The 18164-nt window shown below is 62.9% G+C and carries 14 protein-coding genes and 2 riboswitches; of the genes, 2 read left to right on the top strand and 12 right to left on the bottom strand.

Annotation, left to right across the window (positions count from 1 at the left end):
* Positions 1 to 8: 8 nt before the first annotated feature.
* From ACMC5O_RS03685 to ACMC5O_RS03665, 5 genes are all read right to left on the bottom strand, one after another.
* A complete protein-coding gene (locus ACMC5O_RS03685; protein ID WP_426693279.1) occupies positions 9 to 1511 on the bottom strand; it encodes a tryptophan halogenase family protein in 1503 nt (500 codons plus the stop codon).
* Positions 1508 to 2539, bottom strand: a complete 1032-nt coding sequence (locus tag ACMC5O_RS03680; protein WP_187707663.1) for a cupin-like domain-containing protein — start codon at positions 2537 to 2539, stop codon at positions 1508 to 1510. The genes ACMC5O_RS03685 and ACMC5O_RS03680 overlap by 4 nt, the downstream gene beginning before the upstream one ends.
* A complete protein-coding gene (locus ACMC5O_RS03675; protein WP_187707664.1) occupies positions 2532 to 3248 on the bottom strand; it encodes a SapC family protein in 717 nt (238 codons plus the stop codon). The genes ACMC5O_RS03680 and ACMC5O_RS03675 overlap by 8 nt, the downstream gene beginning before the upstream one ends.
* The gene (locus ACMC5O_RS03670) at positions 3245 to 4807 is read right to left on the bottom strand and encodes a tryptophan halogenase family protein (RefSeq protein WP_426693278.1); all 1563 of its coding nucleotides are present in this window, start codon (positions 4805 to 4807) and stop codon (positions 3245 to 3247) included. Before ACMC5O_RS03670 ends, ACMC5O_RS03675 begins: the two co-directional genes overlap by 4 nt.
* A gap of 111 nt (positions 4808 to 4918) precedes the next feature.
* Positions 4919 to 7984 (bottom strand): TonB-dependent receptor, encoded by a 3066-nt coding sequence (locus ACMC5O_RS03665; RefSeq protein WP_426693277.1) that lies wholly within the window; start codon positions 7982 to 7984, stop codon positions 4919 to 4921.
* A 417-nt stretch (positions 7985 to 8401) separates the two neighbouring features.
* Here ACMC5O_RS03665 and ACMC5O_RS03660 point away from each other — a divergent pair, with 417 nt between their 5' ends.
* Together ACMC5O_RS03660 and ACMC5O_RS03655 are read left to right on the top strand one after the other, a co-directional pair.
* A complete protein-coding gene (locus ACMC5O_RS03660; protein WP_426693276.1) occupies positions 8402 to 10900 on the top strand; it encodes a TonB-dependent receptor in 2499 nt (832 codons plus the stop codon).
* Between the two features lie 69 nt (positions 10901 to 10969).
* Positions 10970 to 11635 carry a PilZ domain-containing protein gene (locus tag ACMC5O_RS03655; protein ID WP_187707670.1) on the top strand — a complete coding sequence of 222 codons (666 nt, stop codon included), beginning with the start codon at positions 10970 to 10972 and terminating at the stop codon, positions 11633 to 11635.
* Positions 11636 to 11637: 2 nt separating this feature from the next.
* Here the strand turns inward: ACMC5O_RS03655 and ACMC5O_RS03650 are convergent, their stop codons facing one another.
* From ACMC5O_RS03650 to gcvT, 7 genes are read right to left on the bottom strand one after another with little or no spacing between them, the layout of a single operon-like run.
* Positions 11638 to 12048 (bottom strand): PilZ domain-containing protein, encoded by a 411-nt coding sequence (locus ACMC5O_RS03650; RefSeq protein WP_187707671.1) that lies wholly within the window; start codon positions 12046 to 12048, stop codon positions 11638 to 11640.
* Between the two features lie 35 nt (positions 12049 to 12083).
* A complete protein-coding gene (locus tag ACMC5O_RS03645; RefSeq protein WP_187707672.1) occupies positions 12084 to 12734 on the bottom strand; it encodes a DUF938 domain-containing protein in 651 nt (216 codons plus the stop codon).
* On the bottom strand, positions 12735 to 14300 hold the full coding sequence (gcvPB, locus tag ACMC5O_RS03640; RefSeq protein ID WP_426693275.1) for an aminomethyl-transferring glycine dehydrogenase subunit GcvPB: 1566 nt from the start codon (positions 14298 to 14300) through the stop codon (positions 12735 to 12737). It lies immediately after the preceding gene.
* Positions 14297 to 15655, bottom strand: a complete 1359-nt coding sequence (gene gcvPA, locus ACMC5O_RS03635) for an aminomethyl-transferring glycine dehydrogenase subunit GcvPA (protein WP_187707673.1) — start codon at positions 15653 to 15655, stop codon at positions 14297 to 14299. Before gcvPA ends, gcvPB begins: the two co-directional genes overlap by 4 nt.
* Positions 15656 to 16420 (bottom strand): class I SAM-dependent methyltransferase, encoded by a 765-nt coding sequence (locus ACMC5O_RS03630; protein ID WP_187707674.1) that lies wholly within the window; start codon positions 16418 to 16420, stop codon positions 15656 to 15658.
* Entirely contained in the window at positions 16402 to 16773 is a 372-nt protein-coding gene (gcvH, locus tag ACMC5O_RS03625) for a glycine cleavage system protein GcvH (protein WP_426693274.1), read from the bottom strand. The genes ACMC5O_RS03630 and gcvH overlap by 19 nt, the downstream gene beginning before the upstream one ends.
* Positions 16770 to 17894, bottom strand: coding sequence for a glycine cleavage system aminomethyltransferase GcvT (gene gcvT / locus ACMC5O_RS03620; protein ID WP_426693273.1), 1125 nt, complete (start codon positions 17892 to 17894; stop codon positions 16770 to 16772). The genes gcvH and gcvT overlap by 4 nt, the downstream gene beginning before the upstream one ends.
* Positions 17895 to 17949: 55 nt before the next feature.
* A riboswitch (glycine riboswitch) is annotated at positions 17950 to 18043 on the bottom strand.
* Between the two features lies 1 nt (position 18044).
* A riboswitch (glycine riboswitch) is annotated at positions 18045 to 18148 on the bottom strand.
* Between the last annotated feature and the right edge of the window lie 16 nt (positions 18149 to 18164).

Raw genomic sequence — 18164 nt, 5'->3', positions numbered from 1 at the left:
CCCCCGCCTCAGGCCGCTGCCGCGCGGGCGATCCCGCAATAGCGCGACACATAAGCCGCATGTTCGGGCAGCGACTTTACGGTCTTCGCGACCGTGTCTCGGATCGTTGCAAGAAAACGCGCGAGCTCTTCGTTGGTCAGTTTCTCGGCGATCGGATGATGGGTCTGCGGCATGATGCCCTGCCCCATCATCACCTGCACCCAGCTGTTTTCCACGAACAGTTCTTCGTTCTTCCGGAACACCAGCCCGGCTTCACGGAACAGCTCGATCTTCTGCTCCAGCGTGTCCGGGATCGGCATCGATTTGCAGTAGCGCCAGAACTCGCTGTCGGTTCGTTCGGTCGCCTTGTAATGCAGGATCAGGAAGTCGCGGATCTGAAGCATGTCGGTGATCTGCTGATCGTTGAACTCCGCGACGTCCCGTTCGCTGGTCTTGCCGAGCGGGAGCATTCGGATAAGCCGCAGCACTGCCCTCTGGATCAGATGGATGCTGGTCGATTCCAGCGGCTCCATGAACCCGCCGGACAAGCCGATCGCGACGCAATTGCGATGCCATTGCTTCTTCCGCATGCCCGCGCCGAAGCGCAGGATATTGGGCTTGGTCAGGACCTCCCCTTCGATGTTGCCGAGGAGCCGCTCCATCGCGGTGTCCTGATCGAGATAGCGGCTGCAGTAGACGATGCCGTTGCCCACACGACTTTGAAGCGGGATTCGCCATTGCCAGCCGGCATCGTGGGCTATCGCCCGCGTGTAAGGCACTGCAGGACCGACGCTTTCGGTCTGTAGCGCAATCGCAGAATCGCACGGCAACCAGTGCGTCCAGTCCTCATGTCCGACGCCGAGCGTCTGACCGATCAGGACTGCGCGAAATCCGGTGCAGTCGAGAAAGAGATCGCCCTCGATCCGCTCACCGCTGTCAAGAACGAGTGCGGCAATCTCGCCCGTCTCCCCGTCAAGATTGACGGTTGAGATCTTGCCCTCGACGCGTCTGGTCCCATCCCCCTCGGCCATGCCGCGCAGGAATTTCGCGTAGAGCCCGGAGTCGAGCTGGTACGCATAGTTCATGCGGTCGTCGGGCAGGTGCGCGAATTTGCCTTCGCGGGCCGCGATCAGCTCCAGGCAATAATCGTCGTAAGATTGCTCGTGACCCTTCTCGCGTCCGTACAGCCAGAAATGCCAGAAGCCGGCGGACCAATGATCCTTTCCGGTCAGCCCAAATGAGTGGAAGTAGTTGTGACCCTGCTCCTTCCAATTATCGAACATGATGCCGAGTTTAAATGTCGCCTGCGTGGCGCGCATGAACTCGGCCTCATTGATGTTGAGAAGGCGATTGTATGTGACGAGCGGAGGAATGGTGGATTCGCCCACGCCAATCGTTCCGATTGCATCGGACTCAACCAGGGTCACATCGACGGTCCTGCCGAGAGTGCGTGCGATTGCTGCCGCGGCCATCCACCCTGCGGTCCCGCCGCCCGCGATCACGATCCGCCGCATCCGCTTTTCGCCGTTCATCTGCTGAGTTGCCGCAAGAGGTAGGCGCGAATGCGCGCTGCGCTTTCCGGAGTGAGCGGCGCAAGGACGCTGCGCGCTTCTTCCGGGATATGCGCTACGACCTCGTCGCCATTGCTGAACACGTAATACTCGAAGAGATCGCGCCAATGCGCCTTCTCATCCTCTGGCAGGTCGCGGATCGCCATGATCGCAAGATTTAGCGCGTCCTGCGGCTGGCCCAGCCAACGCGGCGTGTCGCGCCACCAGTAATTCACCAGCACGTTGAAGGGATCGAGGCCCTCGACATGGTGATACCACATCGATGGAATGTGGATCGCGTCGCCTGGCTCCAAATCGGCAACCATGGCGTGATGAAGCGCCTCACGGAAACGCGGATGCGCCGCGAAATCGGGCGCGTGCAGATCGACCATGCTGACGGCTCGACCTGCGGGCGTGTTGTCGATCGGGCCGAGATAGAGGTTCCTGAACTGATCCGGCGGAAAGAGCGTGAACCGCCGGCGTCCGACTGCAACACAGGCCAGATTGTCCGGAAAGTCGTTGTGCGCCGCTATGCGCGTTCTCGTCCCCATCCAGATGCTGGCCAGGCATGAGCGGTCGCCGAGGTCGACATGGTTGGCCTCGTGAAGGCCATCGAAGAAATCGTGAACGTCGATCGACGCGAGGTAGACCGCAGGCGCGTTCGCGTCCGACTCAACCGCTTCGATCGCCGCGAACAAATCCGGAAGCTTCGCTCGCACCGTGCGGAAATTCATCTGCATGGCTTCGTCGTAGAACAGGCGTTCGCCCGCGCCCGCCTGCCCGATCGATGCCGTGAACAACGCGTTTCGCCGAAAGCGGAGCAGATAATCACGGGCTTCACGGCCCGAGCGGCGTCCCGCCTCAACCAAAGGCCAATCGGAAACCAGTCCACGCACCACGAACGGCTGCTTGTTCTCCCGAAGCAGCGCGTCGAGCTCGGCGGTTGTTGCGGCCTTCGCCTCCGCAACGGGCCGCAGCTTGCCGACCGATGCGGGATCCGCCTCAGCCATTCCGAAGCCGCTGGTTCTTGCGCGCGATCAGCGCGGTGAGATTGCCGAGCGATGCGACCGCCATGAAGATCGGCAACAAGTGACCGTCCGAATGAAGTTCGCCGAGCGATGCTTCGTCGAGCGAGGCCAGCCGCCCCTCATTGATCACGTGAAACTCGACCAGTCGATGCGTCGAACCATCGTCGAGCGTGACCTCGAGGGACATGGGTTCGAGCAAGTCGTGCCTGCGCAATGCAGCAAAGAAATCCGCTGACGACCGATACCCGGCATCGAGCTCACCAAGCTGCTCCGCAATCGTCTCGAGGAACGGCGTCGGACTGCCGTGCTCATCGAACACGCGGATGCCCTCACCCTTGCCGATCCGGCTGCTCGAAACATCGACGTGGACCTGCTTTTCACCGTCCGCGTCGGGCGTGCCCCCGATCAGGAACGGCTGAATGTCCATCGCCAAAGGCCGATAGCGAGCGTCCCATCCCCCGTTCTCGAGAAACAGGTTCTCGCCTGCCTCAAATCCGAAGATCGCAAGCGCCGTGAAGCTATCGCGTTCAGGATTGAGCCGGAAAAGGATCGGATATTCGTTCTGGACCCGCCTGAATTCATTCGGAACGACGACGCAGGACATCACCGCGTCCCCAAGCTCCGCGCCCCGGTCGGTGCGAATGCGAAGGTCGCGATGCGCTTCCGCAGTGAGGATCTCGTGCGAACTCATTGAACCGAGATCCCCTCTGCGATCGGTAGCGCGGCTGTGGACCGAAGCGCGTTCAGATATTCGCGATTGGTTGGAAGCGCGGAAGCAAGTGCCCTGGCGCGTTCGCGAACCTGCCGTACCGCCGCAGCTTGGTCCGCGGGGGCTTGCCCGAGCGCGCCTTGTCGAGGCGCGGAAAATCCCATGCCGTACAGGACATACTGATAGCTCGCGGCAGGGAATACTTCGTCGACTTCAGGAAAGTCGAAGCTGGACGGCGGCTGGTCCCTCCAGATCCGCAGCAGGTCGCGCAGGCGATCCGGCGTCGCACCGGGTTCCCGATGCTCCTTCCAGTATGGCTCGTCGCGCCGGCTGATCGCATAGTGAAGTTTCAGGAAGTCGATGACCCTGTCCCACCGATACGAGAAAAGTCGGTTGAACCTGCTCGCGTGCAATTCCATCGCGTCGCGAGAGGCCGGAAAGTAGTCGATCAGAGCATCAAGCGACAGCTCGATCGAGACAATCGCGGACGCTTCCAGCGGCTCTAGGAAGCCGGCCGACAAACCGATCGCCACGCAATTGTGGGACCAGAAAATTTCGCGATGTCCGGAACGGAACGTAAGCCTTCGCGGCGAAAGGTCCGCAACTGCAACCTCCGGCGCCGTTCGGCGGAGGTAGGCCTCCAACTCGTCGGACGCCTCCTCGTCACTCAAGTGGGCGGAGGAATAGACGCATCCCACGCCGCGCCGGGTCGGCAAGCCGATGTCCCACATCCAACCCGCTCTGTGCGCGGTCCCGATAGTCTGGGAAGCGATGGCGCTTTCCGCATCGACCGGCACCTGAACGGCGAGCGCGCGATCGTTGAAGAGTTGGGCCGACCGGTCGACAAACGGAACACCATACTGTCCGCCGATCAGGAGAGCGGCGTGTCCCGTGCAATCGAGGAACAGATCACCCTGGATCTCGCCATTGGCACGCGCGGTGACCGAGGCGATGTCTCCATTGTCGGCCATCGTTACGGCGGTAACGTGATCGCGAACGTGCCTGACTCCAAGGCGCTGCGTGGCGTGTCGGGTCAGCAGTGCGGCGAGCTTCGCCGCGTCGAGATGGTAGGCGTAGTTCAAGGCGCCAGCATAATCGGGCATCGCCTTTTGCCGCGGCGCGAGATCCAGAGCGCAGACTTTGGGTTGAGCGCAGACGGCCTCGGCGAACGACATGCCGGAAGCACGCCATGCAGCGATCATCTCCCGCGGATCGCCGCCGATCGGCGGGACGAAGGGGTGATAATAGCCGTCCCCCGCCTCACCCGTCGCCCAGCCGTCGAAGCGCGACCCTTGCTTGAAGGAGGCATCGCAGCTGACGAGAAAGTCGCTCTCCGAAATGCCGATGCGCTCGAGCGTCTTGCGGATTGTCGGCCAAGTCCCTTCGCCGACCCCGATCGTCGGGATATCGGGAGATTCGATGAGGGTAACCTCGACCGGGTGCTCCGCGGCCGGATTGGACGCCGCGGCGAGCCTGCACGCTGCGAGCCAACCGGCGGTTCCGCCGCCGACGACAACGATCCTGGCAACTGAGGTCCTCAAGCTTCCAATCCAGTCGCTGGGCCAGCTTTCCCGGCCTCGCAAGTCCGAGGCCGGTCCATCCTTGCAGGCGGTCGGTTCGACCGCAAGGTCGCTACCGCTGCCGTGTCAGGTTCAGAAGGTGAACCTAAAGCCTGCCGCGTACCTTGCATAACCCGGCGACGCGAAGGTCACGTTGCGGTCCGACCGGCGGTGCCCCCGCCGGCTTTCGCCAGTCAGGTTGATCACCTCGCCGAAGACTTGGAACCCCTTCCGGAACTCCCAGCTCGCGCTGGCGTCCACCTGCCCATAGGCCTCGATGTAATATGGGTTCGGCCCCGTTCCGGCGAGATACTGGTCACGCCAGTTGTAGGCCACGCGGGCCTGAATTCCGTTCTTGTCGTAGAACAATACCGCGTTCGCGCTGTCGCTCAGCCCGGTCAACGCGAATTGCGACACGTTCCAGGGAAGCGAATTGTCGTACTCCGCGTCGCCCCGGACGATCGTGTAGTTCAGGATCGTGCCGAAGCCGGTGTCCCAAAAGTTGTGCTGTACGGCGAACTCGAACCCGTAGAGCCGTGCCTTCTGGTCGCTGTTGAACGGCGTCGTGATCTGGAAGTTGAGGAGCGGGTCCTCCGGCAGTGACAGCACGAAGATCTGTCCGTTGGGCTGAATCTGGACCGTGCCCGGGTAATTGGTCGCAATATACTGCCTGATGTCGGTCGCGCTGGCATTCGGGCCCAGCGCCGCGATCGCAGCCTCATAACGCGGTCCGCCGATTGGCGTTCGCAGACCGAATGCGTCGGAGCTTATCTGCGTCGTCGACAGGAAGTTGCTGACGCTCTTGTGGAAATAGCCGACCGAAACGTAGCTCGCCGGCCCGTAATACCACTCCGCCGACAGGTCGAAGTTCTTCGACAAATACGGAAGCAGGCCGGGATTGCCCTGGCTGCCCGTGCCGCCGCCAACCCGGAACAGGGAGTCGAGCGTGCGGCCGCCCTGCAGGCTCGCGTAGTCGGCGCGCGTGATCGTGTGACTGTAAGAGGCGCGCAGCTTCACGTCTCTCATCGGCGACATGTCGAAATCGATCGACGGCAACCAATTGCTGTAGCTGCCCTTGAACGTCGTGAAGTCGCTGTCGCCCGAATAAATAATCCCGAACTCATTGTCCGCGACCCAGCGCGTGCCGGACGGCACCGGGACGAGCGCCGACGAGGTGACCTTTGTCTTCTCGTAGCGCATGCCCGCGACAAGGTGTGCCGGGTGATCGAGCAGATCAAACTGGCTGTTGATCTGAAGGTACGGCGCGAAGGTCCGCTCTTTCGTCCGGCGGTCGACAGTGAATTGGGCAAGGCAACTGTTCGCTTGCGAGCTTCCCGTCAGCGGGTTGCTGCACGTGCCGTACAGGTCCTGGATGAGGTCTACCATGCGTTCGAAGTCGAAGGTGTAGAAGCTCTGGATCATGCTCGGGTCGTCGGCACCCGAGACACCGTCGAAGCGATCCGGCAAGCTTTGGAGTTGGAAGATGTCGTCCGGGATGTCGGATGCCGGTCCGGCCCCGCCCCACGTATCGTTCTGAATAAACCCGTAGGCGGAACGAATCTTGTTATCGATGTAGGACACGCCGAAATCGAGACTGTCGACGACGCTATTGTCGAAGTCGTAACGGCCGATCAGCTGCCCCTGGTTTATCCTGTCCTTGAAGTATGCGTTGCGGAACGCATTGCCGGTCGGCGTGATCAGCGACGCATTAAGCGGATCGATGCCCGGCGCCATATTGTACGAGATGACCGGCAAATCGTTGTCGAAATTGATTGTCTGATTTGCGACCCCGAAGATCGCGTTACCGACGGCCACGCTGCTGCCATACTTGTTGCTCGGCTTGGATTCGGCCGTCGAATGGTGAGCGTCGACGGTAAGGGTCAGGCCGCCGAGCCCTTTCCAGGAAAGGTTCGCGCCAAGCGACTTGTTGATGCTGCGATTGGCGGTCAGCGCGCCGCTGTAGGACAGGTCCTTACCGATATTGCAGGTGCCGGAAGGCGCAACGCAACCCGGATCGGGCGCAGTGAAACGCTCAGTGTAGAACACCGGTCCGGCAACGGGGCCGTCGGTCCACTCGCTCGACGTGTCGCCGTGGTTGAACCACACGCCGACGTTGCTGTTCCGAACTTCAACCGTGTTCTGTGAATAGGTGTAGTCGATTGCTCCAGAAAGCGAGTCCGTCGGCTTGAATTGGAGCACGAGCTGGCCGTTGATCCGCTCGCGGTCGATATCGTTGAGATCGTACGACGCGTTCTGCGGAACTTCGTAGACGTCGTTCGGTCCCGGGCGGTTGGTAATATTGACGTACCGTGGATCGCCCACCTGCGCGAGCGAACCCCAATTGTTTTCCGAACCAAGATAGCCGTCGCGCCAACCGACATTGGCCTGGTTCACGCTCGCCTTGCGCTTCTGGTAGGCGCCGGTGACGAGAATTCCGATCCTGTTGTCGGCGAACGTGTCGCTGATGATTCCGGAAATCTCTGGTGTGATCGGGTTGCCGTCGTTCCGCGAGGAATCGAGGACGCCCTTGGCTGCGATACTGCCGCGGAATCCCGGCCGATCGAGCGGGCGCGGCGTCCGAATGTTGATGGTCGATCCGATGCCGCCCGACGCGACCGATGCTCGGCCGGTCTTGTAGACTTCGACGGCCGCGATCCCTTCCGAGGCAAGGTTGGCGAAATCGAAAGAACGTGACGAAGGCGGGCTGGCACCGTCGCCAAGGCTCGACGTCGGCATCTGCCGGCCGTTGAGCGTGACCATATTGAATTCAGGGCCAAAGCCGCGAACCGTCACGAACGATCCTTCGCCGTTGTCGCGCTGGATCGACACGCCGGTGATGCGCTGAAGCGATTCTGCAAGGTTCGTGTCGGGGAACTTGCCGATGTCCTCGGCGGAGATCGCGTCGACGACGCCGATGGAATCACGCTTGATGTCCATCGATGCCCTCAAGCTGGCGCGGATGCCGGTAACGACGATCGCTTCGCTCTCGGGCTCGGCGGTCGAGGCGGCCGCCGGAGGCGGGGGCACTTCCGAGCTTTCGGGCCGGCCGGCTGCTGGTGCCGTATCCTGGGCGAAAGCGGTTCCGGGAACCGCGGCAATCGCCATTGCAGAAACGCCAACGAAGAAGTGCAAAGGCGAGCGAGTGGCAGTTCGACGCATCGATATATCTCCCCCCTCAAGAATCGGCGCGGTCTCCCTTCCCACCGAAATTGAGAACGTTCACTTTTCATTGCGCCACACCCTGTTTGTCAAGCCCCCGACGAAGCCGGTCGGAGCTTTCCAGCCGGATTTGGGCGCTCATCCGGGGGCATTTCTCTCGGCGGAGCGAGCAAAGTGGTGAATTCTCAACCTTGGTTAGGTGGGACCACCAAAGCTTCGATGATATGTTCCCGGCATGAAACTGCTCGAGAACGGTTCCTTGGCCTTGCAGGCCGTACGTCGGATGAGCCCGCCCGTTTGCCGAAGGAAGAGGTCAGGTCAGGAGACGTTCAGCCTCGACCGTCAACCGGACGATGCATGCGAGATTATAGTAATCCGTTAGTTCCCGTTGGAACCTGGACCGCCACCGCGATCGCGTTGGCCCTTTCCACACCTGCATACGCGCAGGCCGCCACGGCGACCGACGTCCCTGTCACCACAACAGCGGCGGAAGCCCAAGCCCCGGCGACGGCCGCTCAGCAAGCGCCAGCAACCGAAGAAGACATTTACGGCGAGGAAGGCGACGCGATCGTCGTCACCGGCATCCGCCGCGGCAGCGTCGTCGGCGACATCCCTCCGGAGAATGTGCTCGGTGGCCGCGACGTGCGGGCGACGGGCGCGACCGATATCAACGAGCTTCTCGATGCGCTCGCCCCACAGATTGGAAGCGCTCGCGGTCGCGGCGGCGAGCGCCCCATCCTGCTCCTAAACGGGCAGCGCGTTTCCAGTTTCCGGGAAATGCGGGACATCCCAACCGAAGCCATCGAGCGGGTCGAGATCCTGCCTGAAGAAGTCGCGTTAAAGTACGGATATCGCGCCGATCAGCGGGTCGTGAACATCGTCCTTCGGGAACGCTTCCGTTCCACCGTTGCGCGCCTGGAAGGCAATACCGCGACCGAGGGTGGCTATCTGGGCGGAACCGGGGAACTGACCCAGCTTCGAATCCAGAGGAACGGCCGGACGACATTCAACGTGCGGGGCGAAGCCAATTCGCCGCTTACAGAAAATGAGAGAGACATCCGCCTTGAGGATACATCCTCTCCTGACGAGCGATCGGCAAGAACCCTCATCGGCTCGAAGCAACTCCTGCGCGGTGCCGCCACGCTCAACCGGACAATCTGGAACGACGTTGGTGCAACGCTGAACGCGGAAGTCGAGCACAACCAGGGACGATCCCTGTTCGGATTATCCGACTTCGCGATTGACCCGTTGGTCCGCAACACGAGCACCGACAGCGCGCACCTCGGCTTGGCCCTCAACGGTAACAAGGGAAAATGGCGTTGGTCGGCGACGGGCAACGGCGACGTCGGCCGCTCCCTCACGCGAAGCGACCGCAAGGACGAGACCGAACGCGATCGTTCAGAAAGCGTGACGATTTCGGGCGACGTCGATCTCACCGCCAACGGCCCTATGTTCGCCGTGCCCGCCGGTGACGCCAGCATGACTGTCCGCATCGGGGCCAGCACGCTCCACTTGGACAGCGAGCGGCGGAATGCAGGCGGCTTCTCCGACAATGATCTGAGCCGCACCCGCGGAAGCGCGAGCGCGAATTTCGACCTTCCGATCTCGCGCCGCAATCGGGATTTCAGCGCGCTAGGCAATCTTACGCTCAACGCCAATGCCGAGATCGAGCAGCTTTCCGACTTCGGAACGCTGACGACGATCGGAGCCGGCGTGAACTGGTCGCCCGTCGATCGCCTCAGCTTCCTCGCGAGCTGGACCCGTGAAGAAGGCGCGCCGACCGTTCAGCAGCTTGGCGACCCGATCCTGGAGACCCCCGAAACGCGCGTGTTTGATTTTACGACCGGGGAAACGGTGCTCGTCAACGCGATCACTGGCGGAAATCCGGACCTTCTCGCCGACAAGCGCAACGTTCTGAAGATCGGTGGCAACTGGAAGCCGCTGGAAAAGACGGACCTCGGGCTTCGAGCCGAGTACGTCCGCTCGCGCCTGGACCGCCCGGTTTCCACATTTCCCGGCGTTAGCGAAGCGCTCGAAGCCGCCTTCCCCGAACGCTTCGTCCGGGATTTGTCCGGCCAGCTTGTCAGCGTCGACTTCCGGCCGGTGAACTATGACGAGGCACGGCGCGACACACTGCGCTGGGGCTTTGATTTCTCGATGCCGCTAACGTCGGCGCGGCCTTCGCAAGCCGCAATCGACCGCTTCCGCGCTCGCAGAGCGGCCGATGCCGGCCAAGCCGCCAATACGCCTCGGGGAGCCCCGCCGCCCGACGGACCACCGCCAGAGGGTGGCCCACCGCCGGAAGGCGCCGGTCCGTCCTCGGGCGGCCCCGGCGGCGGCGGATTCGGTCCCGGCGGGGGATTCGGCGGACGGTTCGGCGGCGGACGCCAAGGCGGCCGGCTTCAGTTCTCGCTGACACACACCGTCAATCTCATCGACGAGGTAACGATCCGGCAGGGCGTGCCGAAGCTCGACTATCTCCACGGTGATGCCTTGGGTTCGACCGGCGGGCGCCCTCGCCACCAGGTCGAGGCGCAAGGGGGTTATTTCAACAACGGCCTCGGCGCCCGCGTCTCCGCCAACTGGCGCAGTGGAACGCGCGTCGACAGCAGCACTGGCGACGACCTTCGCTTCTCGCCTCTGGCCACTTTCGACCTCAGGCTCTTCGCCAATCTCGGCGAGCGCTTCGATCTCGTGTCGAAATATCCGGTGCTTCGAGGAACGTCGCTTCGTTTCGAGGTGAACAACATTTTCAATTCGAGGCCGCGCGTTCGCGGCGCCGCCGGAGAGGTGCCGTTCAATTACCAGTCCGACCTGCTGGATCCGCTTGGCCGAACGATCTCGATCTCTTTCAGGAAACTGTTCCTGCCTCCGCGCAGCTTCTTCAGGCGACAAGCTGCGGAAGGACAGGATTGAGAGAACAAATTCGCCATTGCGGAGCGAGGGTCAACGATCTGGTAAGCGTAAGCAGTTACGCCTGAAGATATGAGCGACCGGAAGCCGGAGACGTTGGTGGAAGAACAACCGGTTGAGACGACGCTTTATTCGCTGTCCGATCGTACACCGAATCCTGCCGAACGGCGGGATGGCGAGCGCTACCTGACTCTGTTCAGGGTTGGCTCGGTCATGATCGGCGACAGGCGCGAGCTCTGTCTCATCAAGAACATCTCAGCCGGCGGGATGATGATCCGGCCCTATTGCAAGCTGGAAGAGGGCACGCGCGTCTCGGTCGAGCTCAAGAGAGGCGAACAGATACCCGGAATGATTAGCTGGGTCCGCGAGGATTCCGCCGGGGTGGAATTTGAGCAGCCGATCGATGTCGTGGAATTGCTCGCAAGCTCGATGGAAGGGCCCCGCCCTCGCATGCCGCGAGTCGAGGTTCGGTGCATCGCCTCGATCCGCCAGGGATCGAACGTCTACGGCATGCGCGCCCACGACATTTCGCAGGGCGGAATCAAGGTCGAATCGAACCGAGACCTCGATGTTGGAGCCGAGGTACTCGTCACTCTTCCTGGCCTGCCTTCAAAGGCGGCGGTCGTCCGTTGGCGCGAAGGCAATGCCTACGGCATCACTTTCCAGCGCCTGCTGGCGCTTCAGGAACTTGTCGACTGGTTGAGGGAGCAGCGCGAGCTGCTGCGTTCCAAGAACTGATCTTATTCGCCCGGTCGGCTGGCCGACGGACTCCAGACCCAGCTTTCCGCCAATCTCTGCTGCTCCGACGTCATTTCGCGAGCGGTGAAACCGGGTCGCCAGTAGCGTGGCTGGAGCTTGGGACGCGGCACCGGAACGTGGCGAAGTACTTCGCTCGGCTCCAGCTTCGAATCGAATGCAATGCCGGCGTAGTGGCCGTTGACCCACACCACCCGGCCCTGCGCGTTCAACTCATTGCGGACGAAATGCACCGACGTGCCTTCGATCGGCAGCTTCTCGCTTTCGACAAGCGCGCCTTCAGCCGAGAGATTGCGCAGCTTCACGGCCTGCGAAGTGCCGCCGTGCTCGAGCTTGGCTACGAGCAAAACCTGCGAGCGACGCGAGCGGCGGTTCTGGCAATTTCTTTCGTCCATGTCCGTTCAGATAAACGACCACGGTAAAGCTTTGCTTAAGTGCGTTGGCTGCCAGTCAGCCGAAAGAGCAGCATCAAGTTGTTCGCGGGCATCCGGCGCCACTCCACGAGCTGGAACCGGTGAGAGGCGGCGGCGGCCTCGAAATCCTCCACCCGCCGCAAGCCCCACTTCGGATCGCGAGCCTTTAGGTCTGCATCGAAAGCAAGATTCGACGGCGCCGTCTCGAGGTCGTCCTTGAGCCACGGACCGTAGAGGATGAGCGGACCGCCTTCGGGCAGGATGCGCGCAGCCCCGACAATCAGTCCAAGCGACGCCGCCCACGGGCTGATGTGCGCCATGTTGATGTTGAGGACCGCATCCGCCCGTTCGATCGGCCAGGCGCCCGCGCTCGCGTCCAGGGCAATAGGAGGCTTGATGTTGGACGCACCTGAAGCCGCTCTCCACGCTTCGATCGAAGCGAGCGCGTCCGGGTGCATGTCGCTCGGTTGCCAATCGAGCTTCGGAAACTGCTCGGCAAACCAGGCCGCATGCTCGCCCGTTCCGCTTGCAACCTCGAGAACGGTGCCGCCTTCAGGAAGCCAGTCGGCGAGCACTTCCGCGATCGGCTCGCGGTTGCGGAGCGCCGCGGGAGCCGACCGGCGAGCGTCCTCTGCCGGCGGTCCCTCGTAGAAGCGGCGCTCGTTCATTTACTCCGCCGCCTGGGCCGGCTCCGGATCCTTGTAGACCAGCACAGGCTTCCGGGCTGCGAGCGTCTCGTCGAGACGGCGGCGCGGCGCATGGACCGGAGCGGCTTTGAGAGCCTGATCACCCGACTTCGCCCGCCCAGCGATCGAGCGCAGGGCAAAGATGAACTGGTCGAGGCTCGCCTTGGACTCCGTCTCGGTCGGCTCGACCAGCATCGCGCCGTGAACGACCAGCGGAAAGTACATGGTCATCGGGTGGAAGCCTTCGTCGATCAGCGCCTTAGCCACATCGATCGTGCTGAGGCCCTCCCCGAATCCACGGTCCGAGAAAAGTGCTTCGTGCATGCACGGTCCGCTTGCCCCGAACGGCGCTTCGAGCACGTCCTCGAGCGAGCGGAGAATGTAGTTGGCGTTAAGGACCGCATCCTCCGCGACGCGGCGAAGTCCATCCGAACCGTGGCTAAGCATGTAGGACGCAGCGCGCGTGAACATGCCCATCTGGCCATGGAACGCGACCATCCGGCCGAAGCTCTTCGAGTGATGCTCGCCCGCCGTCTCCTCCTCTACGAGAACGAAGCGGTCGCCCTGCTTCTCGACGAACGGAAGCGGCGCGAACGGTGCAAGCGCCGCGCTGAGCACGACCGGCCCCGCACCCGGACCGCCGCCGCCGTGCGGCGTCGAGAAAGTCTTGTGCAGGTTGATGTGCATCGCGTCGACGCCGAGGTCGCCCGGACGGACCTTTCCGACGATCGCGTTGAAATTCGCGCCGTCGCAATAGACGAGAGCGCCGGCCGCATGGACGGCATCGCTGATCGCCTTCATGTCCGGCTCGAACAGGCCGCAGGTGTTCGGGTTGGTGATCATCACCGCCGCGACGTCGGGCCCGAGCCGCGCTTTCAGCGCTTCAAGGTCGACGCGGCCGGCCTTGTTCGCCGGGATGTTCTCGACGCGATAGCCGGCGAAGGCTGCGGTCGCCGGGTTGGTGCCGTGCGCACTCTCCGGAACCAGCACGACCTCCCGCTTGTCGCCGCGGGCCTCGAGCGCAGCGCGAATGCAGAGCAAGCCGCAGAGTTCGCCATGGGCACCGGCCTTGGGGCTCATCGCGACTGCCGGCATCCCGGTCAGCGTCGTCAGCCAGCGGCCGACGAGATCGATGACCTCGAACGCGCCTTGCACCGTGTCGGTCGGCTGAAGCGGATGGATGTCGGCAAAGCCGGGCATCCGCGCGATTTTCTCGTTGAGGCGCGGATTGTGTTTCATCGTGCACGACCCGAGCGGGAAGAGCCCGAGGTCGATTGCGTAGTTCTGCCGCGAAAGGCGCGTGTAATGACGCACTGCTTCCGGCTCGCTGAGACCGGCAAGGCCGATCTCGCGATTCCGATCCAGCCCGCCGAGACGGCCTGCATTCGATTTGAACTCAGGGAAATCGACGCCGGTCTGCTCGGTCGACCCGATCTCGAACAGCAGAGGCTCCTCGAGCATCAGCGCGCGGTTACCGGTCACCGTCTGCGCCTCGCCCTGCTCGTTCGCAGGAGTGGACGGCCGCCAGCCTGAAGGATTGACGGTCATTGGCACACCTCCTTCAGACCCGCTTCCAGGGCCGCGATATCCTCGTCGGTCACGGTTTCGGTCACTGCGATGATCAGCCCGTTCTGCAGCGCGTTCGCGCCCGGATATAGCCGCCCGAGCGACACGCCGCCGAGAATGCCCTTCTCCGCAAGGTCGCGGACCACTGGACGGGCTTCGACAGGAAGCTCGATCGTGAATTCGTTGAAGAAGCTGTCGTTGATCAGCTTCACACCCGGAATTGCCGACAGCCGGTCCGCAGCTTCGCACGCGCGCGCGTGATTCAGCTGAGCGAGCTGCCTCAAACCCTTCTCGCCAAGCAGGCTCATGTGCACCGAGAAAGCCAAGGCGCAGAGACCAGAGTTCGTGCAGATATTCGATGTCGCCTTCTCACGGCGGATGTGCTGTTCGCGGGTCGAGAGCGTCAGAACGAAACCGCGCTTGCCACCCGCGTCGACGGTCTCGCCCGCTAGGCGGCCCGGCATCTGCCGCACAAATTTCTCACGGGTTGCGAAAAGCCCAACATACGGGCCGCCGAATTGAAGGCCGACGCCGATCGATTGGCCCTCACCCACCACAATGTCCGCGCCCATTTCGCCCGGCGACTTGATCAAGCCGAGCGCCACCGGTTCGGTTACAACCGCGATCAGAATTGCCCCGTTGGCGTGAGCGGCCTCTGCAATCGGGGTCAGATCGGTGATACGGCCGAGAATGTCGGGATACTGGACGACAATCGCGCTGGTCTCGCCGTCGATCGCGGCGATCAGCTTTTCCGCGTCCGTTTCAGCGCTCAGGTCCGGCTGCGAGGTCTCAAGCCGGTCCTCGGTGAACTTCGCCATCGTCATCGCGACGCTGACGTAATGCGGGTGCACGCCCGACGAGATGATCGTCTTGTTCCGCCGCGTAATGCGGTGGCCCATGACGATCGCTTCCCACATCGCGGTCGAGCCGTCGTACATCGACGCGTTCGCGACTTCGCAGCCGAACAGCCGCGCGACCTGAGTCTGGAACTCGAACAGGACCTGGAGGGTGCCCTGCGCGATTTCCGGCTGGTACGGCGTGTAAGCCGTCAGGAACTCACCGCGCTGGATGATGTGATCCACGCTCGCCGGAATGTGATGCTTGTAGGCACCGCAGCCGAGGAAAAACGGCGCCTCGCTAGCCGCCAAATTCTTGCGGGCAAGGGCTCCAAGCTGGCGCTCAACGGACAGTTCGGAGGCATGCGGCGGAAGCTCCGCAATCGGCCCGGACAGCAGCGCGTTGGCCGGCACATCTTTGAACAGGTCATCGACAGTCGTGGCGCCGATCGTCTGCAGCATCGCGCTGCGGTCGGCGTCCGACAGGGGCAAGTAACGCATCTAGTTGGGCTTCCTCATGATGAAGCGAAGGCGGACATAATCGGCATTGTTGGTGCCCACGGCTTCGGCGACGGCCTCGCCGATCTGGGCGCGTTCGTCTTCGGGCACGCCGGCGCGGTCGAGCCAGCCGCGGCGGAAGGTGGTGACCCACTGGCCGATACCGTTGGGCATGGGGGTGGGACGTTCGATCAGGCGGGCATCGAGCTCGGTGAAACCAGCGGCCTCGTAGACAGCGGCGAAGTCTTCGACCGAGGGATACCAGTTCGACGATTCCAGCGGGGGCGGATAGCCTCGTGCGACCAGCTCGGCGTCGAGCGTCTGCCGCAGCTTCGCGAGATTGCCGTCGCCTCCCATCTCACCGGCATATCGGCCACCCGGTTTGAGAGCGCGGATGGTCGCGTGGGCTACTCGGTCCTTGTCGAGCATCCAGTGAAGGGCTGCATTCGAGAAAGCCGCGTCGAATTCGGCATCGAACGTCATATCGGCCGCGTCCATCTCGAGCACGTCGAGCCCGATCGCCCGCGCCGCGGCGACCAGCTCGGGCGAGTTGTCGACACCAACGACATCGGATCCGCGCTCGACGATCTTGTGGGTCAGTGCACCATCGCCACAGCCGACATCGAGGATCCGCTCTCCCATCTTCGGATCAAGCAGATCGAGCGCGGCTTCTCCAAGATCGGAAACGAACCGTCCGACCCGGGCATAGTCAGCCGCGTCCCAGCGGCTCGTCGAGGCGATGACGTCGCTCAGAGCGTCGCCACCCATTCCCGATATGAGGCCTCGTCCATCAGGCCCTCGACCTCGCCCGGATTGTCGAGCTTGATCTTGAAGAACCAGCCCTCGCCTTCCGGGTCGCGGTTGATCAGCGCCGGGTCGTCAGCAACCGCCTGGTTGCCCTCGGTCACCTCGCCCGCGACCGGCGAATATACATCTGAGGCTGCCTTCACCGACTCCACGACGGCTGCTTCCTGGCCCCTGTTCAGCTTGCGGCCCGTTTCGGGCACTTCGGCGAAAACAATGTCGCCAAGCGCTTCCTGCGCGTGGTTGGAAATACCGACGGTCGCTTTGTCGCCTTCGACGCGGATCCATTCATGCTCACGGGTGAAGTAGACCGTCATGCACTTGCTCCCTTGCGGTGATATCGATGGGGTACGAACGGAAGCGCCGCAACGCGTGCGTCGAACAGCTTTCCGCGCTGTTCGAGTTTTAGCGCCGTGCCGACTTCCGCAAGATGGTTTGCGACATAGCCCATGGCGATCGGCCGCTGCAGGCTGGGTGAGAAACCGCCGCTGGTAATCCGGCCGATTTCATTGCCTTCGCCGTCCAGCACCAGCGCGCCTTCACGAACCGGCTGGCGACCGTCGATTTCGAACCCGACGCGCTTCTGGGCCGGCCCATTCTCCATTTCGGCGAGGAACCGGTTGTAGCCGGGGAACCCGCCCTCGGCCCGACGACGCTTGCCGATCGCGAATGTCAGTCCGGCCATCACGGGGGTCGTCGTCCGGTCGATGTCGTGCCCGTAAAGCGGAAGTCCGGCTTCGAGCCGCAGCGAATCTCGCGCGCCGAGGCCGATCGGCTTCACGCGCTCATCACCCACCAGCCAGTCAGCGATGGTCTGAGCCGCGGCCGAATGGATGGAAATCTCGAATCCGTCTTCCCCGGTATAGCCGGAGCGGCTGATCCATGCCTGGTGGCCGACCACCCGGAACGGCCCACCCTGCATGAAGCCAAGCTCGGAGACGCCAGGAGCGATGGCCTCAAGAACTTCGACTGCCTTCGGCCCTTGCAGGGCGAGCAAAGCCTGTCCCTTCATATGGTCCATGACCGTGCTGCGCGGCATGAGATTCTCGAAAATTTCGAGGTCGCCGTGCTTGGTCGCTCCGTTGACGACGACGTAGAATTCCTCTCCGCGGCGCGTGGCCATCAGGTCGTCGATGATCGTGCCGTCTTCGGCCAGCAGCATGGAATAGCGCAGCTTCATGTCGCCGAGCAGCTTCAGCTCGCCAGGAAGCAGCGTCTCCAGCGCGGCGTCGACCTGGCTGCCATGGAAAAGGATCTGGCCCATGTGGCTGACATCGAACAGGCCGGCGTTCTCGCGCACCCACAGGTGCTCGGCCATGATGCCCTCGTACTGGACGGGCATTTCGTAGCCGGCGAAGGGAACCATGCGCCCCCCCTGAGCGCGATGCCATTCGTCCAGCGGAAGCTTCTGAAGTTGCTCTTGATCGACTTCGCTCATCGCGCACTCCGGTTGCGACAGCCGCACGGGTGGATCCCGTCCGACGCCGTCGCCCCCGTCTGTCGCGCGACCTGAGAGCTTTCACCAGCCCGAGGCCGGCTTACCCCTTCGGTGGTCCGTCATCGTCGTGACGGACACTTTCCAGACTGTCAGGCGCGCGCGGTCCCTTTGCCTGAGAGATTCCGGGGGCGGTTGCTCCTTCGGCGCCGCGACAACCCGTTGAGGGCTATCACGAACTCTCCCGCGCGGCCTTCCGGCGAACTAGCCACC

It is taken from the genome of Sphingomonas sediminicola (assembly GCF_049991885.1).
Classification (GTDB): Bacteria; Pseudomonadota; Alphaproteobacteria; order Sphingomonadales; family Sphingomonadaceae; genus Sphingomicrobium; species Sphingomicrobium sediminicola.
The sequence above is the reverse complement of the archived record's forward strand: the minus strand, read 5'-3'. Positions and strand labels throughout refer to the sequence as shown.